Raw genomic sequence first — 23,787 nt, 5'->3', positions numbered from 1 at the left:
GATGTCGAGGCTGGCGCGGTAGTGCTCGTTGGCGGTGGTGGTGTCGCCTAGCGTTACCGCGAGGTCGCCGAGCTGGTTGTGGCCGATGCTGAGGTCGCGTTGGTACTTGGCGTTATGGGGATCGGTTGTGGCCCGTTGCTCACTGATGGCGAGCATTTTGTGGAGTCTGTGGCTAGTGGCTGTGGTGAGCCCGATCGCCTGGAGGGCGATGCATTCTCTTTCGGCCAGCGCGAGATAGTTGGGGTGATCAGTGGGAATCAAGGGCACTGCTTCGGCAAGTAGTGCAGACACGCCGACCTCGCCGCCAACGAGATCGCAAGCCTGCATCGCGCAGGCGACGACGTTGTCGTAGTTGCGGCATCCAGCGAGGTGGCTGATCAGATCGACGATGTCGTGGAATCCGCCGCGACCGTGGTTGATGCGGTGCATGCGCATCTCGGCTCCCCGCTGGTGTCGGGTCAGCAGGTCATTCTCAATCTGGTGGCGTGCTAGCGAGGAGGCGACCCATGGATGCATTTCGAGTTCATCCTCGGGCGTGGCCGACAACAAGGTCAGATCGCGTAGCCGTTCGACGTCGCCTGTGACAGCGGCCAGTTGGGCCGAATCCGGTTCGGAGCCGTGCCGGGTGTGGGCGATGTCCTGGATGGTGAAGGGTGCGCGTGCCAGTGCGGCCTGCAGGGCGAGTTCTCGCTGGGGCGGGGTGAGGTGACCGATGAGGGAGTCGAGCAGGATGTCACGGCTCCCCAGCCTCACCACCTCCTTGACGCCCTCGGCCACGCCACGGCTGGGAGAGAGGTTGATGTTCTCGGCGGTAGCCAAGCCACGCAGCTTGCCAGTGACGTGCCGGAAGCTGGCCGCGGTGCCATGGCGCAGGAGAACGTCGAGGAACTCGATCAGCCGCGGATGACCACCAATCGTCCTGCTGACTAGTCGTCTGTCCTCGGCGGACAGTTCGCGCAGCGCGGGCAGCCGCAGCAACAGCCGGCTCAACTCCGCCGGGGACAGAGCGGGCAGGTCGATCCTCAGTAGCGCGTCTTCGCTGTCCGGTACCGGGTAACGGCAGGTCACGAGAATCCGGCCGGCACGCGTTGTGCCGCACAGCAGGGCGAAGATCTCGGCGAAGCCGGGATCGGCGAATTCTCCTGAGGCGGTCAGGTTCTGTTCAAAGTCATCGAAGAGAACCAGCAGGCGTTCTCGCTGCAGAATCCTCAGCACGAGCGACATCTTTGCTGCGTCGTCGCGGCCTGGCTCCCGCAACAGCTCCGCGATATGTGGGTCTGTGAGCACGTCGGCAACTGACCTGATCAAGCTGGAAGGGTTCCAGGCGCCGATGTGTTCGGCGATCATCCAGCCAAGATCGCGGGCACGGGCCAGGATCCGGCCGGCGACGGCGGTCTTGCCGATCCCGCCGATTCCGGTGACCGCCACCCCTGCTCGATCGCCGAACCGTTCCCGATCGACAGCGTTACCGCGCAGGACCGCCATAGCTGTCCGCACCGGTGCGCGGCGCCCGATCAGGTGCCCAAGCGGCAACTCCCGCACTCCCGCTCCAGACGCAGCCATCGTGCTCCGCTTCAGGGGCACCTCCGTCAGCGCGGGATTCCGCAACGGCAGATCTGGCCCACCACACAACAGGATGGGCACCGCGAACTCTGGCCGTGGCAGAACACCAGAACGTCGAGACTCCTTCTGCGCGCGGTCGCTCACCACACGCCGCGCGGCCGCCAACGCCTGTGCCACTGTGGCTTGAGGACTGGCCGCCAGCTGACGGTAGAGCTCGTGGGCCAGAGCTGTGGCGAAGCGATCAGTCACTGCGGCTTGCATCGCGACCACCCGATCGGCGCCATGCAGCACGAGTTCCGCGGCCAAACCAGCTGTCCCGGCTTCAGCGCCATGGCAGCTGGACAACACGACCAGCGGCAGCCGCTTCTCTCCGGCCTTCAGCGCAGCCACCAGCTCGCCGGCGTCCGCAGCCTCGGGGTAACCGTCCTCGTCCTCTAGCTCCACCGTATGCGCCGAACCATGCGCCGACAGATGCAGCACGTGGTACTGCTCCGCCGCCAGCGCCTGGCCAATCTCGGCCAGCGACGCCACCTCCAGAATCCGTACCTGCGCGCCTGCACTGGCCAGGTCGAGATCGGAGACCGCGTCGAGCAGCGCCTGCATCTCCGCCTCGACATCCAGAGGCTGGCTCGTGGTCTTGGTCTCGTCTGGGGCAGCCACCGCGGCAAGGATTTTCAACGGTCCGGCCAATGGCGGTGTCGCCGCCTGCTCCACCCCTGCCAGCATGCGGGAGAACCGCACTGCCGCCATCGTGGCGACCAGCCGCCCGTCCGGCAGACACAGCAACTCCACGGGCAACCACGACAGGTCCTCGGCCAGGTGCACCACTACATCGACCACACTGCCCACCGGGCCGTGATCGATCAGCTGTACCAGCCGCCGCCGAGTCGGCTCGTCCAGCAACCCTCGCCACAAACCTTGGCCCAGCGTGGTCAGCCGGTTCTGGCCTGACGGCCTGTCCAGCTCGCTCTGCCACGACCCCAGCCCTACTGGCAGCGAGGCAGTGACCTGGCCGAGCACGGTCCCGGCGAGCAGCGTTTCCGTTCGCACGCCACCCCCGTCGGCCGGACTGACGTGCAGCGCGATGTCATGCCGCAGCGATGGGCCGTCCAAGGCTTGCACAGGTAGCGCAGGGAGCACCGGTGTCGTGAGTGCGTGATCGCGCTGCCCCAAGACCGGCACTGCTCCCAAATCCGGCACGGTCTCCGCAGGCTGGCTCAGTAGCAGCCGCAACAGCGCATCCGCTCCGGCCAGGGAGAAGTCCGTTACGTGATAGACGGTGCTTGACGCCGGAGCGAGAAAGTCTGGCACGCCTTCTGCTGACTGCCCGGACAACACCACCGGCACGAACCGATCCAAGCCGTCCGAGTGGGCATAGAAGGCGTCACGGATCAGCCGAGCCTCCCACTGCACTCCGCGACCCGTATCCGGTCCGCTGCGCCCTTCGGCACGTTCCCGATACGTCGCAGACGCCACGACCAGCACGTGATCGGCATCCCGGATCTGATCAGCCATCCACAATGGCCAGTCCTGTCGACGCTCAGCCGCCGAACGATCCAATACCGCGTCGACACCCACGCTTCGCAGAAAGATCCACAGATCTCGGACGAGCTCGCGATGCTCCTCCGACTCATGTGCATACGAGATGAAGACTCGACACGCAGCAGACTTCCCACTCACCCGGCACCGCCACCCCTCACGGCAAGACCCCGCCTGCCGCACCCTCACTACGTCGTCAGTACCAACCAATCGCAACTGACGCGCAGAACGTTCCACCCCCAACGACGACACGTACGGTTCCACAGTCCTGTGGCGCGAGGAGACAAGCGATCAGCCATCACGTCAGCGCTGCTAGCAGTCTCGATTCCATCTCGCGACGGCTGACTTGCGAGGGTTGTGGCCATCGCCTCGTATCGCGGATGTGTGCCCATGGCAACAGGTGGCTATCGCAGCCAGCCCTCTGCCATCACCGGGCGGCGTGTCGCCCCTCAGCCCAAAATCAGCATGCTCCGGGACCGTTACGGGACAGCTGTAGCACGCTTCCGTATTTACGCTGGTGAATGACCCAGGCGTGCTGTGTCCAAACGCCGCATGATGGAGCTTCAGGCCACTAGTCAAAAGGAATGTCGCCGTGGCCGCCCACCACTCGCACCGTTGCATCGGCCAGAAGTTCGACGGCCGAGAAGTCACTCTCGCGATCGATCCGTAGCGTGAAGGTCTCGTCCGAATTGTAGAGATCCCACGCACTTTGTTCGTCGTCGAACTTCAGTGTGCCTTCCCATGAGTTGTATCCGGAGGGCGCGTTGTTGCCGGGTACAAGCGACTTGCCCTTGAACGACTGCGCTGTCTCAGGCGGCGCGCTTCTAGCGACGAGCGTTGCTTCGCAGTCAAGATCGCGATCACCGATCAGGACGGTCGCACCGCCCCTGTAAGGCTTGGTCTCCATGTCTTGAGTGTGGCTTGTACCCGCATGTCGCAGCCTCAGCGACCGTCAGTCTGCCGCAACGTGTCCTGGTCGAGCTTCAGTCGCTTGGAGTCCTACTGCGTTCAATTGCGCCTTGGTCCCGCAGCTGCTTGCAAGATACCGACCAAGGGCAGAGCGCGTAGTGGTTGAGGCGGAAGAGACGGCAGATCAGGTCCGGGGCTGCTGGGCCGTAGACCCGTAGGCATTCGACGGTCGACAAGCAGTCGCTGACGAGCACAGTGTGGCCATCCATCTTGCCAACGGCGAACCGAGTGGAGGTTGGCCAGCTTGCGCAGTAGGTCCACCTGAGGGCGAACTGCGCTGCTTGCTGCCATATCGTCCACACTCGGACGCCATCGCACAGGCGTTCGAATCGCAGTCAATCTTCGATCATGCGCGAATCGTCGCGACAGCCTAGCTAGAGATTGTCCAAAGTGGACTTATCTGGGCCGTCCCGGGGCCGTGGAACAACCCCAAAAGACGACAAACGACGCTGACCGACGAGAGAGGTTTTCGCTGGTCAGCGTCGTTTAGGAGGCTCTGACCTCAGCCCTGCTTGGTCTCCCAGAAAATCTTGTCGATCTGCGCGATCAGGTCCAGGAGCGCCTGGCCCGAAGCCGGGTCCATGGACCCCTTCGTGCCGCTCGCACCCGCGGCCTTGGTGGCGCGGTTGAACAGGTCGTGCAGTTCGGGGTACTTCTCGAAGTGCGGCGGCTTGAAGTAGTCCGTCCACAGCACCCACAGGTGGTGCTTGACGAGCTCGCTGCGCTGCTCCTTGATCAGGACAGCGCGCTCCCGGAACTCCGGGTCCTCGTTGGCCTGGTACTTCTCCTGGACCGCCTTGACGGACTCGGCCTCGATGCGGGCCTGCGCCGGGTCGTAGACACCGCACGGCAGGTCGCAGTGCGCGGTGGCTTCGACGCGCGGGCGGAGAATGCGCGACACGAGTCGCATCGTTCCTCCCAGAATGAAAAAACAGTGGATGCTCCGACGCGTAGAACCTTACTCCGGCTGATCGAAGGGTGATCGTTGAGACCGCGCCTCTCCACCGTGCTCGTGCGGGGTCCGTCCATGGTCCCTGCCCTGCGGGACGAAGACGTCGTGCTGGTCAGGTGGGGTGTGATGCCCCGGCCCGGGCAGGTCGTGCTGGTGCGGTGGGCTGGTCGGCCCGGCCAGCTGTCGGTGAAGCGTGCCTCCCACGAAGTGGACGGGGGGTGGCACGTGGTGGGAGACAACCCGTTCGCGAGTACCGACTCCGAACACCTTGGACCTGCGGAGGTGCTCGGAGTCGTCAAAGCTCGACTATGGCCGAGGCCCCGTTTCAGGCTTTGAGGGACGCGTACAGGGCCAGGCAGTCTTCGTAGCGCGGCAGCACGCCTGCCTCGTAGGCCTCGGCCAGGGTGGGGGCCGCGGTGTCCTTCTCCGAGAGCTGGAACTCGAGCTCGCGTGGCCACGGCAGGTCGAGTGCCGGGTCGAGGGGCGTCAGGCCGTGTTCGCCGGACGGGTTGTAGACGGTGGAGCAGAGGTAGTTCATCGTCGTGTCGTCTTCGAGGGCGATCATCGCGTGGCCCAGGCCCTCGGCGAGGTAGACCGCGTTGCACTTCTCGGAGTTCACCAGCACGGCGTCCCACTGGCCGAAGGTGGGCGAGCCGACGCGGATGTCCACGATCACGTCGATGAACGAGCCGCGCGGGCAGAAGACGTACTTCGCCTGGGACGGCGGCACGTCCGCGTAGTGGATGCCTCGGATCGTTCCCGCGCGGGAGACGCTGTGGTTGGTCTGGGCGACCCGCAACGGGTGCCCGACCGCCTCCGCGAAGGCGGCCTCCTGGTACGGCGAGACGAACACACCGCGGTCGTCGGGAAATGTCCGAGGGGTGAACTCGAACGCGCCGTCAATTTTCAGGGAACTCGCCAGCATGCCGTCACTCTAAGGCGTCAATCTTTCTTGACCGATCGGGTGCTTCCTGCCTGCAGAAACTGACCGGTCGGTGCAGAAAACCGGACGGACGTCTTGCTACATGCCCTCTGACCTGCGGAAAAAGTGTGATCCCCGCCGCAGACAGCATCGCCCGACCCTGCCACACTTCCCGTCACCCGCAGCTCTCGGCGGTTCTGCGACGCAACTCGTCGGAGGCATCGACCGAGTTTCCAGGCCCCGTGTACCCGGCGTGACAACGCTGGGCCGGTGCGCCGTTTGGTGATGAGCCCATGTCTGGGCCACTACGCCGCCCGCACCGCAGGAGGGACGCCGTGACAGCCGTGAACGAAGCCCGCATCGAGAACTCCGATCCGACGCAGTTGACGGACGAGGAGATCTTCAACGCGCACCTGGGCGGGAAGCTCGAGGTCGGCGCGACCGCCTCGCTCGCTGACCCGAAGGCGCTGTCCATCGCGTACACACCTGGTGTCGCACGAGTGAGCAAGGCCATCGCCGAGGACCCCTCGCTGGCCGCGAAGTACACGTGGGCGCACCGCCTGGTCGCCGTCGTCAGCGACGGCACCGCGGTGCTCGGTCTCGGCGACATCGGCCCGAGCGCGTCGCTGCCCGTCATGGAGGGCAAGTCCGCGCTGTTCAAGACGTTCGGCGGCCTCGACTCCATCCCGCTCGTGCTCAACACGACGGACGTGGACGAGATCGTCGAGACGCTCGTGCGACTGCGCCCGTCGTTCGGCGCGGTCAACCTCGAGGACGTCTCCGCGCCGCGCTGCTTCGAGCTGGAGCGGAAGCTGATCGAGGCGCTCGACTGCCCGGTCATGCACGACGACCAGCACGGCACGGCCGTCGTGTCGCTGGCGGCTCTCAACGGCGCGAACACGGTGCTCGGCAAGAACATCGGTGACCAGCGGGTGGTCATCTCCGGTGCGGGCGCCGCGGGCATCGCGATCGCCAAGATCCTCATCGCCGCCGGTGCCGGCGACATCACGCTGATCGACTCGCGCGGCATCGTCCGCGCGGGCAGGGCCGGGCTCAACCCGGTCAAGGAGGAGATCGCGGCGGTCACGAACTCCAGCGACCTCGACGGCGGCATCGACGTGGCGCTGCGGGGCGCGGACGTCTTCATCGGTGTCTCGTCCTCCAAGGTCTCCGAGGACCTGATCGCGAGCATGGCGAGCGGCTCGATCGTCTTCGCGCTGTCGAACCCGGACCCCGAGGTGCACCCGGAGGTCGCCGCCCGGCACGCCGCGATCGTGGCCACCGGACGCAGCGACTTCCCGAACCAGATCAACAACGTGCTCGCGTTCCCCGGCATTTTCCGCGGGGCTCTCGACGCGGGTGCGCGACGGATCACGGAAGGCATGAAACTCGCCGCCGCGGATGCCATTCTCGCGGTCGCGAAGGATGATTTGGGCCCAGACCGAATTGTGCCCTCGGCATTGGACCCGCGCGTCGGACCCGAGGTCGCAGCGGCTGTGGCCATCGCGGCGAAGGCTGACGGAGTCGCCTGATCACACCCTTCTATTCGCCACTCATTTGCATCTTCACGGAGACCGGAACCACGACCGTGGCTTTTCGTTAACCCGTGCAGGGGTGGGCGATGACGCTCTGAAGCGCTACCGTCCCTCTACTCGGGTGTTCACCCGAGTAGAGGGTTCGTGTTTGCCGCCGTTCGGGTGCCGTTGTCGTGCCCACCTGAATTGCCGCGGGCGGCGGATGCGGGAGAGGGTGGGCCGGTGCCCAAGTGGGTGGGACGCGCGACGGTGGTGAACGGCCGTGCACGGACGGCTGTCCCGGAGAACGGGAAACCTCCGATGACGCTGGGCGGGTTGGCCCTGCCCGACGCACCGTCGTTGCTCGTCGACGCCAAGGGTGTCGTCATGCAGGCGAACCCCGCCGCCGTGGAACTCGCGGTCGCGCAGGGCCCCGACGACCTGGTCGGGCACGCGCTCGGTGACCTGCTCCTCGGCAACTCCGCCGACCTGAGGCTGCTGCGCGCGGACGGCACCGAACTGCCGGTGCGCGTCGCCCGGCACGCCGTTCCCGGCACGGGACTGCAGGCCGTCCTGCTGATCGACGTCTCCGACCTCGCCTCCGCCGCGGACGCGCTGCGCGACGAACAGCGCCGGCTGCGCAAGGTGCAGCGGGTCGCGAACCTGGGCTCGTGGGAGTTCGACCCCCAGACCGGCCTCACCGTCTGGTCGGACACGCACTACGAGCTCCTCGGCCTCGAACGCGGCAGCGTCGTGCCGGGCGCGCAGGCCGTTCTCGACGTCGTGCACCCGGACGACTACCGGATGGTGGAGACGTACTGGCACGGTCGCGAGATCACCGGCGACCCGATCGACATCGAGTACCGGATCGTGCGCCCGGACGGCCAGCTGCGGTGGATCCGCGGCGTCGCCGAGGCGAGGCTGGACGACGCCGGCAGCCTGGACAAGATCACCGGCTACATCCGCGACATGACCGACTCGAAGCGCGCGGCCACCGACCTCGCCCAGGAACGGGCGCGGCTGCTGGAGGCGCAGCGCATCGCCCGCATCGGCAGCTGGGCGTACGAGACGGGCACGCGTGCCGTGCACCGCAGTGAAGTGCTGATGGAGATGTACGCCGAGCTGGGCATGCACCCGGACGACGACCTGCTCAGCGGCGTGCACCCGGACGACCGCGAGGCGGTCAAGGCGATCCGCCACTCGTTGCTGCACGCGAGCGACGGCGAACCGGTCGAGGTCGAGGTCCGCAGCGAGGTCGGCGAGCGCGTCTACATGTGCCGTGCGCGCGCGGAGATCGCGCCGTCCGGCCGCATCGAGCGCTACCACGGCACCATCCAGGACGTCACCGAGGCGCGTGCGCTGGAACGCCAGATGCGCGAGGACCGCCGGAGACTGGCCGACGCGCAGCAGGCCGCCCGCCTCGGCATGTGGGAGTGGAACCCGGCGACCGGCGCCGTCGTGTGGTCGGACATGTTGAGCGAGCTCTTCGGCATCGCGGGCGAAGCCGTGGGCAACTACGAGACCTACCTCGGACTCGTGCACCCGGAGGACCGCGGCTGGGTCGACGACCTGTGGCGCCAGCTGGCCGTCGACGAGGTCGCCGTGCAGTGCGAACACCGCGTGGTGCGCCGTGACGGCTCGATGCGGATCTTCCGCTGCCACGGCATGATCGTCCACGACGCGCACGGCAAGCAGCTCGCCGTCGGCACCGCCCAGGACGTCACCGAACAACGTGCCGCCGAGACGCGCATGAAGCGTTCCTCGCAGCGCTTCACCGACCTCGTGTCCGTGACGCCGGTGGGCATCGGCCTGTTCGACGAGGGCGAGCGCCTGGTCGACGCCAACGACGCGTTGTGCGACCTGCTCGGCATGGAACTGGAACAGCTGCGCGGCATGACCGCCGAACAGCTCACCCACCCCGAGGACACCTCGCCCGGCCTGCAGTGGGCCGCCGAGCGCACGCAGAAGATCCCGCAGCGCATCCTCGTCCGCCCGGACGGCGAGAAGGTCTACTGCGAACTGCACATCGCGTTGTCCGTGCAGGACGACGGCCGCCGCTTCTGGCTGATCGTGTTCCTGGACATCACCGAACGCCGCCGCGCCGCCGAGGCGTTGCGGCACCAGGCCACGCACGACGAGCTGACCGGACTGCCGAACCGCGCGCTGGTGAAGGAGATCCTCGGCAAGCTGCTGGAGGGCCCCGGCCGTTCCAAGGTCGCCGTCCTCTTCTGCGACATCGACAACTTCAAGCGCGTCAACGACTCCCTCGGCCACGACGCGGGCGACGAGCTCCTGGTCGCCCTGGCGCGACGCCTCGAAGGCGGCCTGCCGGACGGCTGCACCGCGGCCCGACTGTCCGGTGACGAGTACGTGATCATCGCCGAGGACCTCGACGCCGTGGGTGGCGTCGACGCTCTCGCGACACGGGTCGCGTCCCTGCTGAGGACCGCGGTCCCGGTGCACGGCCAGCTGGTCAGGGTTTCGGCCTCGATCGGCGCGGCCGTGCCGAACGGCTCGCGCGCCAACGGTGCCGACCTGCTCAGGTTCGCCGACGCCGCGATGTTCGAGGCGAAGCGCGCCGGTGCCGGACGGGTGTCGCTGGCCTCGGCCGCGCTGATCGCGTCCGCGGACCGCCAGGTGCACCTCGAAGGCCAGCTCCGCGAGGCCCTGCAGAACGACGGCCTGGCGCTGCACTACCAGCCCGTCGTCGGCGTCGACGGCGCCATCCTGACCGCCGAGGCCCTCGTGCGCTGGCCGCATCCCGATCGCGGACTGCTGCCGCCGGACGTGTTCCTGCCGGTCGCCGAGCAGGGCGACCTGATGCGCGAACTCGACCGCTGGGTGCTGCGGACGGCGTTGAAGGAGGCCTCGACCTGGCCCGCGCCCGACGGCCGCCCGGTGTCGGTGGCCGTGAACCTCGCCGGCCTGGTGCCGGGCGATCCCGAGTTCGTCGACATCGTGTCGACCGCGATCATGGAGTCCGGCGTCCCGTGGGAACGCGTGGTGCTGGAACTGGTCGAGACGGCGTTCGTCGACCTGCCGTCCCGGGTCCGGCAGTCGATGGACGAACTGGTGAAGCGCGGTGTGCAGTTCGCCGTCGACGACTTCGGCACCGGCTACTCGTCGCTGGCCCGCCTGAAGGACCTGCCGGCCCAGATCATCAAGGTCGACCGGCGCTTCGTTTCGGGCGTGGGCAACGACTCCTCGGACTTCGCCGTCGCCCGCGCCGTCGTGGACATGGCGCGTGCGATGGGACGCAAGTGCGTCGCGGAAGGCGTGGAGACCGCCACCCAGTTCCACGTCCTGCGCGGTGTCGGCGTGGACGCCTACCAGGGCTGGTTGTTCTCGCGCCCGGTGCCGCCCAAGGAGTTCCGCGCGGTGCTAGCTCTCGGGCCGCTCCACATACCCCGCGCTGGCTGAGATCTCCGGCAGCAGTGCCGCGATCCGGTGCTTGGGCAGGTCGATCAACCGCAGTTCGAGGTCGTCCTGCGCCACCGGGGCGTTGTCGATGATCTCGGCTGCCTGCTTCTTGGTCAGCACGCCCTGCGACGCGGTGATCAAGGCCTCGCGCCAGCTGTTGCGCAGCTTGCCGTGCGCCTTCATCAGCACCTCGCGGACCGCGCGCTCGCCCAGCGACAACGTGCCGGTCAGCACCTGATCGGCGACGACGATCGTCGTCTTGCCATCTGGGTTGTTGCGCAGGAACTTCAACTTGAACCTGGTCGCCACCAGCTCCTGCAGTTCCCTCTGCCCTGCCTCCGACGACACCGCCGGGTGGTTGTTCGGCACCAGGCACGCCAGCCGCGCGGGCGACGAGGCGAGGAGCGTGCGCAGCAGCCACGGACCGGGGTCCGCCGACAGGTCGACGGCCAGCGAGGCCGCGCCCTTGCCGACCGGCTCGGCCCAGCCCGCCGGACGGGGCTTCGGCGGCGGGGAGGACTCCGGGCGGGGAGCGAGGTCGGACAACGCGGCCAAGGCTTCCTGCGACGGCCCGGACGACTCCACCGACTGCGCGCCGTGCGTGTAGATCCGCGTGCCACCGGACACCGCGCGGCGGCCCGTGGGACGGCACACGTAGAGGTCGGCGGCCGAGCCGATGGCCTGCGCACCGTCGAAGCGGTGGAACGCGGGCAGGATCGCCTCGAACACCAGGCCGAGCTTCTGCAGTTCCTGCTGCACCTTCAGGCCGAGGGCAGGCGTGCGGTCCGAGTAGCCGTACGCGAGCAGCAGACGGCCCGACGCGATGTCCTCCAGCGCCTCGATGCCGCGGCCGGCGAACAGCCCCATGCCCTCCGGCGAGTAGGGCGGGTCGCTGAAGACGAGGTCGAACGACTCGAGGAGCGAGGCGGGCAGCCCGAAACGCATGTCGCAGTGCAACGTTCGAACGTCGAGCCCGCGCGCGGCGGCCCGCGAGTCGATGAACTCCAGCAGGCGCTCGTCCAGGTCGACGACCGTGATCGACACGTGCGGGTCGACCGCGGCGACGGCCAGCGAGGTCAGGTCGTGGTCGCCCAGGCACAGCAGGCGCCTGCCCGTCAGGTCGTACGCCGAGTCCAGCCACACCGCGCGGTTCAGCGCCGTCTCGGCCGTGGCCTGCACGTGGTCCAACGAGGACAACGGCGGCGGGACGTCGGCGATGTCCACGAGGATCTGGCGCAGCACGTCCGTGTGGTCGCGGACACCCGAAACGCCGAAGGCCGAGCGGTACGAGGCGACCAGGCCGGGAGCGATGCGGTAACGATCGCCTGAAGATTCGGCGTCGTCGCCGAGGGCCTTGAGCAGGTCCTGCACGGTGCGGCGGGGCACAGCGGGAATGCGCACGAGTTCAGCCAGCGGGTGCCAGTCCTCGGAGAGCAGGGACAACACCTCGCGGAGCTTGCGGGCGTGCACGCCGCGCTCTGCTACCAACTGCCGGACCTGATCGATCGTCACAAGCGGTAAACCATACGGGCCGTCACATAGTGGAACGCTGTGCCGGGGTACGCCGAACGAGTTAAGGTCTTTGGGATCTACATCCAGGGCGGCCCAATCGGGGTGGTCGTCACGACCGGAGGGATCCGAAGGGTGATCGAGTTCCGGGCCGTAACCAAGCGGTTCGAGGACGGGACCATCGCTGTCGACGAGCTCGACCTCACGGTCGAGGCGGGCACCATCACAGTGTTCGTCGGTCCTTCCGGCTGTGGCAAGACGACGTCCCTGCGCATGGTCAACCGCATGATCGACCCCACGTCGGGCACGATCCTCGTGGACGGCAAGGACGTCCTGACAGTCGACCCGCCCACACTGCGGCGCGGCATCGGCTACGTGATCCAGCAGGCGGGTCTCTTCCCGCACCGGACCGTGCTCGACAACATCGCGACCGTTCCTCTTCTGTCCGGTTGGGACAAACGCAAGGCCCGCACGCGCGCGGCGGAACTGCTGGAGATCGTCGGGCTCGACGCGAACTTCGGCAAGCGCTACCCGGCGCAGCTCTCCGGCGGCCAGCAGCAACGCGTGGGTGTCGCCCGCGCGCTCGCGGCCGACCCGCCGGTGCTGCTGATGGATGAACCGTTCAGCGCCGTCGATCCCGTGGTCCGCGAGGACCTGCAGAACGAACTCCTTCGCCTGCAAGCGGAATTCGACAAGACGATCGTGTTCGTCACGCACGACATCGACGAGGCGCTCAAGCTCGGCGAGCGCGTCGCGGTGTTCCAGACGGGCGGGCACCTCGCGCAGTACGCGAAGCCGGCCGAGCTGCTCAGCGCACCCGCCAACGACTTCGTGGCCTCGTTCGTCGGACGGGACCGCGGCTACCGCACCCTCACGTTCCTGCACGCGGACGTGCCCGTGCACCCCGTCACGACCGCCAAGCTGGGCGAGCGCGTCACTATCACCGACTGGACGCTCGTCGTCGACGAGGAGAACCGGCCGAAGGGCTGGCTGTCCGGTGTGGACGGTGAGGTCGAGGTCGCCGAGAAGGACCTGATCTCCGGCGGCTCGCTCTACGACGGCACGACGTTGCGCGGCGCGCTCGACGCGGCGCTCAGCTCGCCGTCCGCGCTCGGCGTGGTCGTCGACGGCGCCGGTGCGGTCACGGGCGTGGTCCACGCCGGTGACGTGATCCAGGCCCTCGCGAAGGCCCGCGCGGCGGGTGAGGTCCCGAAGTGACCTGGATTTTCGAGAACTGGGAAAGGTTCTGGGAAGTCACCGCGGTGCACCTCCGGCTCTCCGTCGTGCCGGTGCTGATCGGTTTCGTGCTCGCCATCCCCATCGGGTGGTGGGCGAGCCGGTCGCAGACGGCGCGCGCGATCCTCTTCCCGTTCGCCAACGTCCTGTTCACGATCCCGTCCATCGCGCTCATCGTGATCACGCCGGTGCTGATCGGCGTGAAGATCCTCGACGAGATCAACGTCATCGTGCCGCTGGTGGTCTACACGGTCGCGCTGATGGTGCGCGCGGTCGCGGACGCGCTGGCCGCGGTGCCGGGCAACGTCGTCGCCGCGGCGAACGCGATGGGGTTCCGGCCCCTGCGCCGCTTCCTCACCGTCGACTTCCCGCTGGCGCTGCCGGTCACGATCGCGGGCCTGCGGGTCGCGACCGTGTCGAACATCAGCATGGTGAGCGTGGGCGCGCTCGTCGGGCTCGGCGGCTACGGTCAGCTCTTCACCGAGGGCTACCAGACCGACAACACCGACAAGGTCCTCGCGGGCCTGATCGGCACGGTGGTGCTGGCGCTGCTCGCGGACGGACTGCTGTTGCTGGTCGGACGGCTGCTCACGCCGTGGGCACGGGTGGGGAGGTGAGCTGAGATGGGCTGGCTCTTCGATCCCGCGCACTGGTCCGGCTCGAGCGGGATTCCAGTGCGGTTGCTGGAGCACTTCGGCTACACGCTGTTGACCATGGTGATCGCGGCGCTGATCGCGATCCCGCTCGGCGCGTTCGTCGGGCACACCGGCAAGGGCGGGTTCGTGATCGTCGGACTCTCCAACGCCCTGAGGGCGCTGCCGACCACGGCGGTGCTGATCCTCGTCGTGCTCTGGGCGGGCCTGGGTGACTTCCCGGTGTACGTCGCGCTGGTGCTGCTGGCGATTCCGCCGATCATGGCGGGCACGTACGCGGGCGTCCGCGCGGTCGACCCGGTGACGGTCGACGCCGCGAGGGGCGTCGGCATGCGCGAGTCGGGCGTGCTGCTCCAGGTGGAGATCCCGAACGCGCTTCCCCTGATCTTCGGCGGTTTTCGCGGCGCCGCGCTGCAAGTGGTCGCGACCGCCACCATCGCCGCCTACACCGGCGCCGGTGGACTCGGCAGGTTCGTCTTCGACGGACTCGCACTGCAGGATTTCGGACAGATGCTCGCCGGCGCGGTGCTCGTGGCACTGCTCGCCGTTCTCGTCGACCTGGGGTTCGCCGGCCTGCAACGGCTGACGGTCTCGCCAGGATTGCGTCCAGTGGGAACCGGAGGAAACAGATGAAGCGCATCGCCACGGCTGTCGCTGCCGTGATGCTTCTGTCGGCGTGCGGTGGTGACCCGCTGACGGGCGGCGCCGACAACCCGGCCCCGACGGACACCATCGTCGTGGGTTCGGGCAACTTCCCGGAGTCGCGCCTGCTCGCGGAGATCTACGCCGAAGCGCTGGCCGCCAAGGGCATCAAGGTGTCCAAGAAGCTGAACATCGGCAACCGGGAGCTCTACTACAAGGGCGTGCAGGACGGCTCGATCGACCTGATCCCGGAGTACTCCGGCGTGCTTCTCAAGTACATCGACAAAGAAGCGCAGGAGGTCGGCTCCGACGAGGTGTACGCGGCGCTGAAGAAGGCGTTGCCGCAGAACCTCATCGTGCTCGACAAGTCGTCCGCGGAAGACAAGGACGCCGTCGTCGTCACGAAGCAGATCGCGGCGCAGTACAGCCTGAAGTCGATCGACGACCTCGTGCCGTACTGCAAGGACATGGTCTTCGGCGGCCCGACGGAGTTCCAGAACCGCGCGGACGGCCTGCCGGGTCTGAAGACCAAGTACGCGTGCGAGTTCAAGGAGTTCAAGGCCCTCGACGTCGGCGGCCCGCTGACCGTCGCCGGCCTGAAGGACAACACCGTGCAGGCGGCCGACCTGTTCACGACGGACGCGGCCATCAAGGCCAACGAGTTCGTGGTGCTGGAAGACCCGAAGAACGTCTTCGCCGCGCAGAACGTGTTGCCGCTCATCAACGAGAAGAAGGCGTCGCAGCAGGTCCGCGACACCCTCAACGCCATCTCGAAGAAGCTCGACACGAAGGTCCTGCTGGAGCTGAACCAGAAGCTCTCGGCGCCGGACAAGCCGGAACCGGAGAAGGTCGCCAAGGAATGGCTCGCCTCCGCGGGCATCTGACCTGATCGACGGACGGGGCGGGCACCTTCGGGTGTCCGCCCCGTTCGCGTTTCTAGAGCTTGAGATCGGCCACGCGGGCGCTCAGGTCGACGGTGGTGATCCGGTCGGTGAAGCCGAGCGAGTGGTTGATCCGCCGCATGTGCTCGTTGGTGCTGTTCGTCTCGGTCTCGATGATCTTGATGCCGGTCAGCTGGCGGAGCAGGTGCGCTTTGACCAGCCGGCCGAGGCCCTTGCCACGATGTGCGGGGAGCACGCTGGTATGCCGTTGATGGCCAACAGAAGGCCGCGAGAGAGTCCGGTGCAGCACCGTCACCGCGGCAGCTTCGTCGCCGTGTGTCGCGAGGACCACCCACACGTCGATGCCAGTGGCTGACAGGCCTTCTTCGTCCAGCCGCACCCTTTCTCGGGTGTGCGTGGCGAGCTCGATCGCACTGTCGCCCATGGGCTGGTCCTTCGCCGAGTTGAGCGCGTCGACGTAAGCGTCCAGCAGTTCGTCCGGCGCCCGTCCCGTCCACTGCGTCAGGCGGTATCCGGCCGGTACCCCGCCCACCTCGGGCAGCGGATCGGTGAGCACGAGCTCCTGCAGGGTGAGCGCGCTGACGACTGCGAAACCGCGGTGGGTGGCCCACCGCACGCCCTCGCTGCTTTCAGGAATCCATGAGGCTTCCACCGATTCCCGGTTCGCCTGGCGCAGTGCGAACCGGAGCAGGGCGGTGCCGATGCCCCGGCCTCGCCACCGCGGATCCACCACGACGTTGCCCGTGACGAGGTGCACGTTGTCAGCCGTCGGCAGGTATCCGTCCGCATAGCCGACGATGCGCCCGTTCTCCCGGGCCACGGCGAACCGCGGGTGGCCCCAGCCGACTTCGGACGCCAGCCGCCGCCGCACCCATCCGCTGAAGTCCGGCAGCTCACGTGCGGGCATGGCGCTGCTCCACCAGGCCACCTGCAGGTCGAACAGAGCGCGCTGATCGGCTTCACCCGCACTGGCGAAGTCGAGTTCCTCGATGTGAACGTCCTCCATGCGCACTATGCAAGCAGGCCGTGGTGCTCCGCCCAAGCGGCGATGGCCGCCGCGATCTCCTTCGGCCGGTCCTCCTGCGCGTGGTGCCCGGCCTCACCGACGGCCTCCACGTCCAGCGCGGCGATGTTCTCCGAGCACCAGTCCTGAAGCTGCTGCCCGATGAGCAACGTCGGCGAGTTCTCGAACGTCACCAGCAGCTTCGGCACCTCGGAAGTGCCAAGCCACTCGCCGTAGGCCTCGATCCGCGGCACCAGTTCGGCGGGTTCTCCGTCGAACGGCATCTGCCGCGCCCACGCCAGCACCGGCCGGCGGCTCGCGGCGTCGGGGAACGGCGCCAGGTAGGCCGCCATGTCCTCGTCCGGCACCGGCGTGCGGACGCCGCCGGTGAACGCCTGCCGCACGAACCCGTCGCCGGACAGCACCAGTTCCTCGCCCAGCCCCGGTGTGCGGAAGCGGCGCACCCGTTCCTGTGCGGGCAGGGGGAGTTCGGACCCGGTCATCGGCTTCACGATCGTCTCGAAGAACGCGATGCCGGCCACGCGCGAGGGATGCCGTGCCGCCCAGTCGAACGCGAGCGCGCCGCCCCAGTCGTGGCCCACCAGCACCACGCGGTCCAGTTCGAGGGCGTCGAACCACGCGTCGAGGTAGCGGGCGTGGTCGGCGAACGAGTACTCGACGTCCGGCTTGCCGGAGCGGCCCATGCCGATCAGGTCGGGTGCCAGGCCGCCCAGTTCCGGCAGCACGTCGCGCCAGGAGTGGGACGAGCCCGGGTTGCCGTGCAGGAACACGTACGGCGCTGAACCGGACTCCAGGTAGTGGATGGAGGAGTCGAGGACGGGGACAACGGGCATCGGGGGCTCCTCAGAGGGGAACGGCCAGCAGTGCGGTCAGGTCGCGGGACAGCGCGTCGGTCCTGTCGCCCAGCGGCTCCAGCAGGCGGTCCAGCAGTGAGCGGACCAGTTCGACGGCGGGTTCGACGGTGGAGAGGCCGTGTGGGGTCAGAGCGAGCCGCACGGTCCGTGTGTCGACGGCGTCTCGTGTGCGCGAGATGAACCCCGACGCTTCCAGCGAGCGCGCCAGCTTCGAGACGTACAACGCCTCCAGGCCCGTGTGGTCGGCCAGTTCGCGTTGGGACGGGCGGTCCAGGGCCAGCAGCGACGACAGCACGACGTACTGCGCGTGCGTCAGCCCAAGCGGGTCCAGCGCGCGGTCAACGGCCGTCCGCCACTTCATCGCCAGACGCCACACGAGGTGCCCAGGCGTCGGTTCCGCACTGCTCATGGCAGATACGGTACATGGATACTATGTACATGGCTATTATCCGGAGGCCGCGTGCCCGCCGATCCGGACGGTCAGTTCCTCGGCTGCCTTGCGCACCTCTTTGGCCAGGTCGGGCCACGTCTGGCCGCAGGGCGTGTCGCAGACGTGCCGGAACGTCAGCGTGATGGCCGCGATCGGCCGCTCGCCGTGGTCGAACACCGGCGCGGCCACCGAGGCGAACCCTGCCGTCACGAACCCGTCCTCGACCGACCAGCCCTGCCGCCGCTCCAGCGTCAGCAGCCGGCGCAACGCCGGCAGGTTGTGCGGGCCGCGGCCGGTGCGGTCGACGAACGAGGCCACCGACGGCAGCACCGCCCTGACCTGCGCCGGCGGCAGGTTCGCCAGCATCGCGCGGCCCGAGGCCGTCAGGTGGGCGGGCAGCCGGACGCCGACGTCGGACACGATCGACTGCGGCTGCCGGGGTTGTTCGCGTACGAGGTACAGGGCCTCGGCACCGTGCAGGACGCCCAGGTGCGCGACCTTCTCCATCCGGTCGGCGAGCTTGCGCAGCAGCGGGCGGGCCAGCCGCTCCAGCGGGTCGTGCCGCAGGTAGGCGGAGCCGAGTTCGAACGCCGCGACGCCCAGGCCGTAGCGCTTCTCCTCGGGGAAGTGCGTCGCGAAACCGGCCTCGGTCAGCTCCGACAGCAGGTGGTAGGTCGTCGACCTGGGGAGGTTGAGCTCGCGCGCGACCGACGCCGCGGAGACGGGCCCCGGTCTGCCCGCCAGCAGCCGGAGGACCGCCAACCCTCGCCGCAGCGCGGGAACGTCACTGCTGCTGCCCACAAAAGTGATTTTCCCACGTGATGCAGCCCACGCCGTTACGACATCAGGGCACACTCAACAGAACACGCCCGGGGTGCGTCGTAGAGGTGTGACGGTTTTGAAGGGGGTCGAGATTGACACCGAGTTTCGATGACTTCGTGGCAGCACAGGTGACCCCGTTGCTGCGCTATGCCACCGTGCTCACGTGCGACCCGCACCTGGCCCAGGACGTGGTCCAGGAAGTGCTGCTGCGTGCGCAGCAGAAGTGGGACCGCATCGGTTCAGTCGACCTCCCTCACGCCTACGTCAAGCGCATGGTGACCAACGAGTACCTCTCGTGGCGCAGACGCAGGGCCGCCAAGGACGTCGCTCTCTGCATGACGACGCTCGAGTCCGTCACCCCGCCCGTCGGAGACAAGACGCACCACTACGACGAGCGGGAAGCAATGTTGCAGCGGATCGCGAAGCTGCCCCGCAAACAGCGGGCCGCCGTCGTGCTCCGCTACTACGAGAACTACGAGGACTCGGAGATCGCACAGATGCTCGGTTGTGCCGAGGGAACCGTGCGCAGCCACATCTCGCGTGCGCTGGCCACACTCCGCCTGGACCACACGCCGGAACCCGCTGGTGTCGGGTTGCGGATCGGGGAGGGCCTGTCGTGAACGACACCGAACAGCTCATCAAGGAGGCGCTCGGCCAACTGGCCGAACGCACTCCGCATCCGGGCCCGACGCTCAACGCCCTGCGGCGCAAGCGCAAGAGGCAGCGGAACAACATCTTCCTGATCGCCACGGCCGGCATGGCCGCGGTCGTCGTCCTGATCTTCGCCGGCGTCGTCGCCAGCGACAGGTACACGCCGCCGAACCCCAACGACGCGGCTGCGGCGCTCGTGCAGGACCACGGCAAGAGCGTCGCGTTCAAGTACGCACCGCACTGGCTGCCGACCGGGTTCGTCGAGAGCCTTCGCGCCACGAACATGGCGCCCACCAGGGTGTGGGGTCCCGCGGGCGTTATGCCCTACAGCAATCCGAGCCTCGTGATCAGAGCGCTCGGCGGGATGCCGGACACCCAGGGGTGGGACTCGGCACAAGTCCGCGGCCTGCAGGCGTGGGTACAGGTGAGGGGTGACGCCGCAACCGTCGTCTGGAAGGCGCAGGACGTCCTCGAGGTGACCGTGAGCGGAGTGAGCGACGCACGTGAGATCACTCTGCGCGTAGCCGAGTCGGTGCGAGCCGACGCCAAGATCACGCACGAGCCGCCGTTCAAGCTCGAAGGCAGGTACGCCGAGCTCGTGCGCGGCACCGCGCCGGACAAGTGGCACTCGTCGCTGGGCAGGAACTCGATCTCCGTGCAGGTGGCGACGGAGAGGCCGGAGCTGCCCGCGCCGACCGAAGCGCTGACCGTGCGCGGCAAGCAGGGCCTGCGCAACGGCAACACCGTGGCGGTCCAGGACGGCGGCCTATGGATCTCGGCGACCTCCAGCGCCTGGTCCGACGAGTTGGTCGAGCTGGTGAACGAGGTCGAGATCCTCGACCAGCCGGACACGGGCTGGATCGGCAAGGGCCTCTAACAGCCTGTCTGGCATCTCAGACACCATCGGGCGCTCCGGGGTCGCTGACTCGGCCCCGGAGCGCTGTGATGTCTCCATGCAGCAACCGGTGGAGCTGGGTCCGAAGCCTCTGACCCTCGAGGACGTTCATGCCGTCGCCCGCGACGGCGCCCCGGTGGAGATCACCGCGGCGGCCCGCGAGGCGGTCACCGCCGCCCGTGGCCACATCGAACAGCTCGCCACGGCCGAACGCCCCACCTACGGCGTCTCGACCGGGTTCGGCGCGCTCGCCGTCCGGCACATCCCGCCGGACCGCCGTGCCCAGCTGCAGCGGTCGCTGATCCGCTCGCACGCCGCCGGCGCCGGTCCGGAGGTCGAACGCGAGGTCGTGCGAGCGCTGATGTTGCTGCGCCTGCGCACGCTCTCGACCGGCCACACCGGCGTCCGGTTGTCCACTGTGGATGCGATGGCCGGGATGCTGAACGCCGGCATCACCCCGATCGTGCACGAGTACGGCTCGCTGGGCTGTTCCGGCGACCTCGCGCCGTTGTCGGCGAGCGCGCTCGCGCTGATGGGCGAGGGCATGGTCCGCAACTCCCGCGACGAGCTCGTGCCCGCCGCGGAGGCGCTGGCGGAGGCCGGCATCGAACCGGTGCAGCTGGCCGAGAAGGAAGGCCTCGCGCTGATCAACGGCACCGACGGCATGCTCGGCATGCTGTCGCTGGCGATCGCCGACTTCACGCGGCTGCTGGACATCGCCGACCTCACGGCCGCCATGAGCGTCGAGGCGCTGCTGGGCACCGACCGCGTCTTCGAGCCGGAGCTGCACGCGCTGCGCCCGCACCCCGGCCAGAACGTCAGCGCCGCCCGGATGCTCGCGTTCCTCAAGAACTCCGAGATCGTCGCCTCCCACCGCGGCCCGGACTGCACGCGCGTGCAGGACGCGTACTCGCTGCGTTGCTCCCCGCAGGTGCACGGCGCGGCACGCGACACCGTGGCGTACGCGGCGACGGTGGCCGACCGCGAGCTGGCGTCCGTGATCGACAACCCCGTCGTGCTGGCGGACGGACGCGTCGAGTCCAACGGCAACTTCCACGGCGCCCCGGTCGCCTACGTGCTGGACTTCCTCGCCATCCCGCTCGCGGACGTCGCCTCGATCGCCGAGCGCCGCACCGACCGCATGCTCGACGTCTCGCGCTCGCACGGCCTGCCGCCGTTCCTCGCCGACGACCCCGGCGTCGACTCCGGCCACATGATCGCCCAGTACACCCAGGCGGCGATCGTGTCCGAGCTCAAGCGCCTGGCCGTGCCGGCGTCCGTCGACTCGATCCCGTCCTCCGCGATGCAGGAGGACCACGTGTCGATGGGCTGGTCCGCCGCCCGCAAGCTGCGCAGGGCCGTCGACGGTCTCACCACCGTGCTGGCCGTCGAACTGCTCACCGCCGCGCGGGCCCTCGACCTGCGCGCTCCCCTCAAGCCCGCCCCCGCGACGGCCGCCGCCGTGGCGAAGCTGCGCGAGACGGTTCAGGGCCCCGGCCCGGACCGCCACCTCGCCCCCGAGATCGCCGCCGCCGAGGCCCTGATCCGAAGTGGAGCACTTCAGTGAATCCCTCTGGAATGGTTGTTCGCGCTGACCGCGGTACCGAACTGACCGCGAAGAACTGGTCGACCGAGGCCGCCCTGCGGATGTTCCACAACAACCTCGACCCGGACGTCGCCGAGCGTCCCGAGGACCTCGTCGTCTACGGCGGCACCGGCAAGGCCGCGCGCGACTGGCCGTCGTTCGACGCGATCACCCGCGAGCTCAAGAACCTCGAAGCCGACGAGACGCTGCTCGTGCAGTCCGGCCGCCCGGTCGGCGTCATGCGCACGAACGAGTGGGCGCCGCGGGTGCTCATCGCGAACTCGAACCTCGTGCCGGACTGGGCGAACTGGCCCGAGTTCCGCCGCCTGGAGGCCGAGGGCCTCACGATGTACGGGCAGATGACCGCCGGTTCGTGGATCTACATCGGCACCCAGGGCATCCTGCAGGGCACGTTCGAGACGTTCGCCGCCGTCGCCACCAAGCGCTTCAACGGCACCCTTCGCGGCACGCTCACGGTCACCGCGGGCCTCGGCGGCATGGGTGGCGCGCAGCCGCTGGCCGTGACGATGAACGAGGGCGTCGCGCTGTGCATCGAGGTCGACCCGCACCGCGCCCAGCGCCGTCTGGAGACCCGCTACCTCGACGAGATCGCGGACGACCTGGACTCGGCGATCGAGCGCGTGCTGGCCGCCAAGGCCGCCGGTGAGGCCGTGTCTGTCGGCGTCGTGGGCAACGCGGCCGAGATCCTGCCCGAACTGCTGCGCCGCGAGGTCGCCGTCGACATCGTCACGGACCAGACGTCTGCGCACGACCCGTTGGCGTACCTGCCCGTCGGAGTCCCGCTGGAGGAGTGGCAGGACTACGCCGCCGCGAAGCCGGAGGAGTTCACCGAGCGCGCGCGTGAGTCGATGGCCACGCACGTCGAGGCGATGGTCGGGTTCATGGACCGCGGCGCCGAGGTGTTCGACTACGGCAACTCGATCCGCGGTGAGGCGCAGCTCGGCGGCTACGAGCGCGCGTTCGCGTTCCCCGGCTTCGTGCCCGCCTACATCCGGCCGCTGTTCTGCGAGGGCAAGGGTCCGTTCCGCTGGGCCGCGCTGTCCGGCGACCCCGAGGACATCGCCAAGACCGACAAGGCGATCCTCGAGCTCTTCCCGGAGAACGAGCAGCTCCACCGGTGGATCAAGATGGCCGGCGAGCGCGTCGAGTTCCAGGGCCTGCCCGCCCGCATCTGCTGGCTCGGCTACGGCGAACGGCACCTCGCGGGCCTCAAGTTCAACGAGATGGTGGCGTCCGGTGAGCTGTCCGCACCGATCGTCATCGGCCGCGACCACCTCGACTGCGGCTCGGTGGCCTCCCCGTACCGCGAGACCGAGGCGATGGCCGACGGTTCCGACGCGATCGCGGACTGGCCGCTGCTCAACGCCCTGGTCAACACGGCTTCCGGCGCCACCTGGGTGTCGATCCACCACGGCGGCGGCGTCGGCATCGGCCGCTCGATCCACGCCGGCCAGGTCACGGTCGCGGACGGCACCGAGCTGGCCGCGCGGAAGATCGAGCGCGTGCTGACCAACGACCCCGGCATGGGCGTCATCCGGCACGTGGACGCCGGGTACGACGAGGCCAAGACCGTGGCCGCCGACAAGGGCGTGCGCATCCCGATGGAGGGCTGAGAATTGTCAGACCTCGCTGGGACAATTGAAATCGGGGGACCCCCTGGAGGGGACCCCTGCGTGAGCCTGCC

The 23,787-nt window shown here is 68.4% G+C and carries 20 protein-coding genes; 11 read left to right on the top strand and 9 right to left on the bottom strand.

Features of this window, described 5'->3' with window-relative positions; translation table 11 throughout:
• The 3 genes from LX88_RS34730 to sodN form a co-directional block, all read right to left on the bottom strand.
• Positions 1 to 3,243: CHAT domain-containing protein (locus tag LX88_RS34730; RefSeq protein WP_258952022.1), on the bottom strand; the 3,243-nt coding region annotated here is incomplete at its 3' end.
• A 430-nt stretch (positions 3,244 to 3,673) separates the two neighbouring features.
• Positions 3,674 to 4,009 (bottom strand): hypothetical protein, encoded by a 336-nt coding sequence (locus tag LX88_RS34725; protein WP_258952021.1) that lies wholly within the window; start codon positions 4,007 to 4,009, stop codon positions 3,674 to 3,676.
• A 564-nt stretch (positions 4,010 to 4,573) separates the two neighbouring features.
• Positions 4,574 to 4,981, bottom strand: coding sequence for a superoxide dismutase, Ni (gene sodN, locus LX88_RS34720; RefSeq protein ID WP_030476597.1), 408 nt, complete (start codon positions 4,979 to 4,981; stop codon positions 4,574 to 4,576).
• A 96-nt stretch (positions 4,982 to 5,077) separates the two neighbouring features.
• Between sodN and LX88_RS34715 the strand changes: the two genes are divergently transcribed.
• The gene (locus tag LX88_RS34715; protein WP_308203476.1) at positions 5,078 to 5,359 is read left to right on the top strand and encodes a S24 family peptidase; all 282 of its coding nucleotides are present in this window, start codon (positions 5,078 to 5,080) and stop codon (positions 5,357 to 5,359) included.
• Here the strand turns inward: LX88_RS34715 and LX88_RS34710 are convergent.
• The gene (locus LX88_RS34710) at positions 5,349 to 5,948 is read right to left on the bottom strand and encodes a dTDP-4-dehydrorhamnose 3,5-epimerase family protein (RefSeq protein ID WP_258952020.1); all 600 of its coding nucleotides are present in this window, start codon (positions 5,946 to 5,948) and stop codon (positions 5,349 to 5,351) included. The two genes, LX88_RS34715 and LX88_RS34710, sit on opposite strands and share 11 nt — an antisense overlap.
• 332 nt (positions 5,949 to 6,280) lie before the next feature.
• Between LX88_RS34710 and LX88_RS34705 the strand changes: the two genes are divergently transcribed.
• Entirely contained in the window at positions 6,281 to 7,477 is a 1,197-nt protein-coding gene (locus LX88_RS34705; protein WP_258952019.1) for an NAD(P)-dependent malic enzyme, read from the top strand.
• 225 nt (positions 7,478 to 7,702) lie between these two features.
• Entirely contained in the window at positions 7,703 to 10,879 is a 3,177-nt protein-coding gene (locus LX88_RS34700; RefSeq protein WP_258952018.1) for a bifunctional diguanylate cyclase/phosphodiesterase, read from the top strand.
• Here the strand turns inward: LX88_RS34700 and LX88_RS34695 are convergent.
• A complete protein-coding gene (locus tag LX88_RS34695; protein ID WP_258952017.1) occupies positions 10,841 to 12,391 on the bottom strand; it encodes a bis-aminopropyl spermidine synthase family protein in 1,551 nt (516 codons plus the stop codon). The genes LX88_RS34700 and LX88_RS34695 overlap by 39 nt on opposite strands.
• 132 nt (positions 12,392 to 12,523) lie before the next feature.
• Here LX88_RS34695 and LX88_RS34690 point away from each other — a divergent pair, with 132 nt between their 5' ends.
• From LX88_RS34690 to LX88_RS34675, 4 genes are read left to right on the top strand one after another with little or no spacing between them, the layout of a single operon-like run.
• Positions 12,524 to 13,606, top strand: a complete 1,083-nt coding sequence (locus LX88_RS34690; RefSeq protein ID WP_258952016.1) for an ABC transporter ATP-binding protein — start codon at positions 12,524 to 12,526, stop codon at positions 13,604 to 13,606.
• Entirely contained in the window at positions 13,603 to 14,241 is a 639-nt protein-coding gene (locus tag LX88_RS34685) for an ABC transporter permease (protein WP_258952015.1), read from the top strand. Before LX88_RS34690 ends, LX88_RS34685 begins: the two co-directional genes overlap by 4 nt.
• A gap of 6 nt (positions 14,242 to 14,247) precedes the next feature.
• Complete coding sequence (locus LX88_RS34680; protein ID WP_258952014.1) at positions 14,248 to 14,910, top strand: ABC transporter permease; 663 nt, start codon at positions 14,248 to 14,250, stop codon at positions 14,908 to 14,910.
• Positions 14,907 to 15,803, top strand: coding sequence for an ABC transporter substrate-binding protein (locus LX88_RS34675; protein ID WP_258952013.1), 897 nt, complete (start codon positions 14,907 to 14,909; stop codon positions 15,801 to 15,803). The genes LX88_RS34680 and LX88_RS34675 overlap by 4 nt, the downstream gene beginning before the upstream one ends.
• Before the next feature lie 52 nt (positions 15,804 to 15,855).
• Here the strand turns inward: LX88_RS34675 and LX88_RS34670 are convergent, their stop codons facing one another.
• From LX88_RS34670 to LX88_RS34655, 4 genes are read right to left on the bottom strand one after another with little or no spacing between them, the layout of a single operon-like run.
• The gene (locus tag LX88_RS34670) at positions 15,856 to 16,827 is read right to left on the bottom strand and encodes a GNAT family N-acetyltransferase (protein WP_258952012.1); all 972 of its coding nucleotides are present in this window, start codon (positions 16,825 to 16,827) and stop codon (positions 15,856 to 15,858) included.
• 5 nt (positions 16,828 to 16,832) lie between these two features.
• Positions 16,833 to 17,678 carry a haloalkane dehalogenase gene (locus LX88_RS34665; protein WP_258952011.1) on the bottom strand — a complete coding sequence of 282 codons (846 nt, stop codon included), beginning with the start codon at positions 17,676 to 17,678 and terminating at the stop codon, positions 16,833 to 16,835.
• A gap of 10 nt (positions 17,679 to 17,688) precedes the next feature.
• A complete protein-coding gene (locus LX88_RS34660) occupies positions 17,689 to 18,108 on the bottom strand; it encodes a MarR family winged helix-turn-helix transcriptional regulator (RefSeq protein WP_258952010.1) in 420 nt (139 codons plus the stop codon).
• Between the two features lie 36 nt (positions 18,109 to 18,144).
• Entirely contained in the window at positions 18,145 to 18,930 is a 786-nt protein-coding gene (locus LX88_RS34655; RefSeq protein WP_258952009.1) for an IclR family transcriptional regulator, read from the bottom strand.
• Between the two features lie 113 nt (positions 18,931 to 19,043).
• Here LX88_RS34655 and LX88_RS34650 point away from each other — a divergent pair, with 113 nt between their 5' ends.
• From LX88_RS34650 to hutU, 4 genes are all read left to right on the top strand, one after another.
• Positions 19,044 to 19,571, top strand: coding sequence for a SigE family RNA polymerase sigma factor (locus tag LX88_RS34650; RefSeq protein ID WP_090067377.1), 528 nt, complete (start codon positions 19,044 to 19,046; stop codon positions 19,569 to 19,571).
• Positions 19,568 to 20,479 carry a hypothetical protein gene (locus tag LX88_RS34645; protein ID WP_258952008.1) on the top strand — a complete coding sequence of 304 codons (912 nt, stop codon included), beginning with the start codon at positions 19,568 to 19,570 and terminating at the stop codon, positions 20,477 to 20,479. The genes LX88_RS34650 and LX88_RS34645 overlap by 4 nt, the downstream gene beginning before the upstream one ends.
• Before the next feature lie 76 nt (positions 20,480 to 20,555).
• Entirely contained in the window at positions 20,556 to 22,064 is a 1,509-nt protein-coding gene (gene hutH, locus LX88_RS34640; protein ID WP_258952007.1) for a histidine ammonia-lyase, read from the top strand.
• Between the two features lie 11 nt (positions 22,065 to 22,075).
• Positions 22,076 to 23,716 carry a urocanate hydratase gene (hutU, locus tag LX88_RS34635; protein WP_258952006.1) on the top strand — a complete coding sequence of 547 codons (1,641 nt, stop codon included), beginning with the start codon at positions 22,076 to 22,078 and terminating at the stop codon, positions 23,714 to 23,716.
• The last annotated feature ends 71 nt before the right edge of the window (positions 23,717 to 23,787 follow it).

This window comes from Lentzea californiensis (assembly GCF_024648825.1).
Lineage (GTDB): Bacteria > Actinomycetota > Actinomycetes > Mycobacteriales > Pseudonocardiaceae > Lentzea > Lentzea californiensis.
Note: the sequence above shows the minus strand (reverse complement) of the source record. Positions and strands in the feature narration are given on the sequence as shown.

Bases quoted from the DNA above. Each gene is read 5' to 3' on its own strand.
- LX88_RS34665 (WP_258952011.1), bottom strand. From the start codon at position 17,678: ATGCCCGTTGTCCCCGTCCTCGACTCCTCCATCCACTACCTGGAGTCC.
- sodN (WP_030476597.1), bottom strand. From the start codon at position 4,981: ATGCGACTCGTGTCGCGCATTCTCCGCCCGCGCGTCGAAGCCACCGCG.
- LX88_RS34680 (WP_258952014.1), top strand. From the start codon at position 14,248: ATGGGCTGGCTCTTCGATCCCGCGCACTGGTCCGGCTCGAGCGGGATT.
- LX88_RS34660 (WP_258952010.1), bottom strand. From the start codon at position 18,108: ATGAGCAGTGCGGAACCGACGCCTGGGCACCTCGTGTGGCGTCTGGCG.
- LX88_RS34710 (WP_258952020.1), bottom strand. From the start codon at position 5,948: ATGCTGGCGAGTTCCCTGAAAATTGACGGCGCGTTCGAGTTCACCCCT.
- hutH (WP_258952007.1), top strand. From the start codon at position 20,556: ATGCAGCAACCGGTGGAGCTGGGTCCGAAGCCTCTGACCCTCGAGGAC.
- LX88_RS34675 (WP_258952013.1), top strand. From the start codon at position 14,907: ATGAAGCGCATCGCCACGGCTGTCGCTGCCGTGATGCTTCTGTCGGCG.
- LX88_RS34725 (WP_258952021.1), bottom strand. From the start codon at position 4,009: ATGGAGACCAAGCCTTACAGGGGCGGTGCGACCGTCCTGATCGGTGAT.
- LX88_RS34670 (WP_258952012.1), bottom strand. From the start codon at position 16,827: ATGGAGGACGTTCACATCGAGGAACTCGACTTCGCCAGTGCGGGTGAA.
- hutU (WP_258952006.1), top strand. From the start codon at position 22,076: ATGGTTGTTCGCGCTGACCGCGGTACCGAACTGACCGCGAAGAACTGG.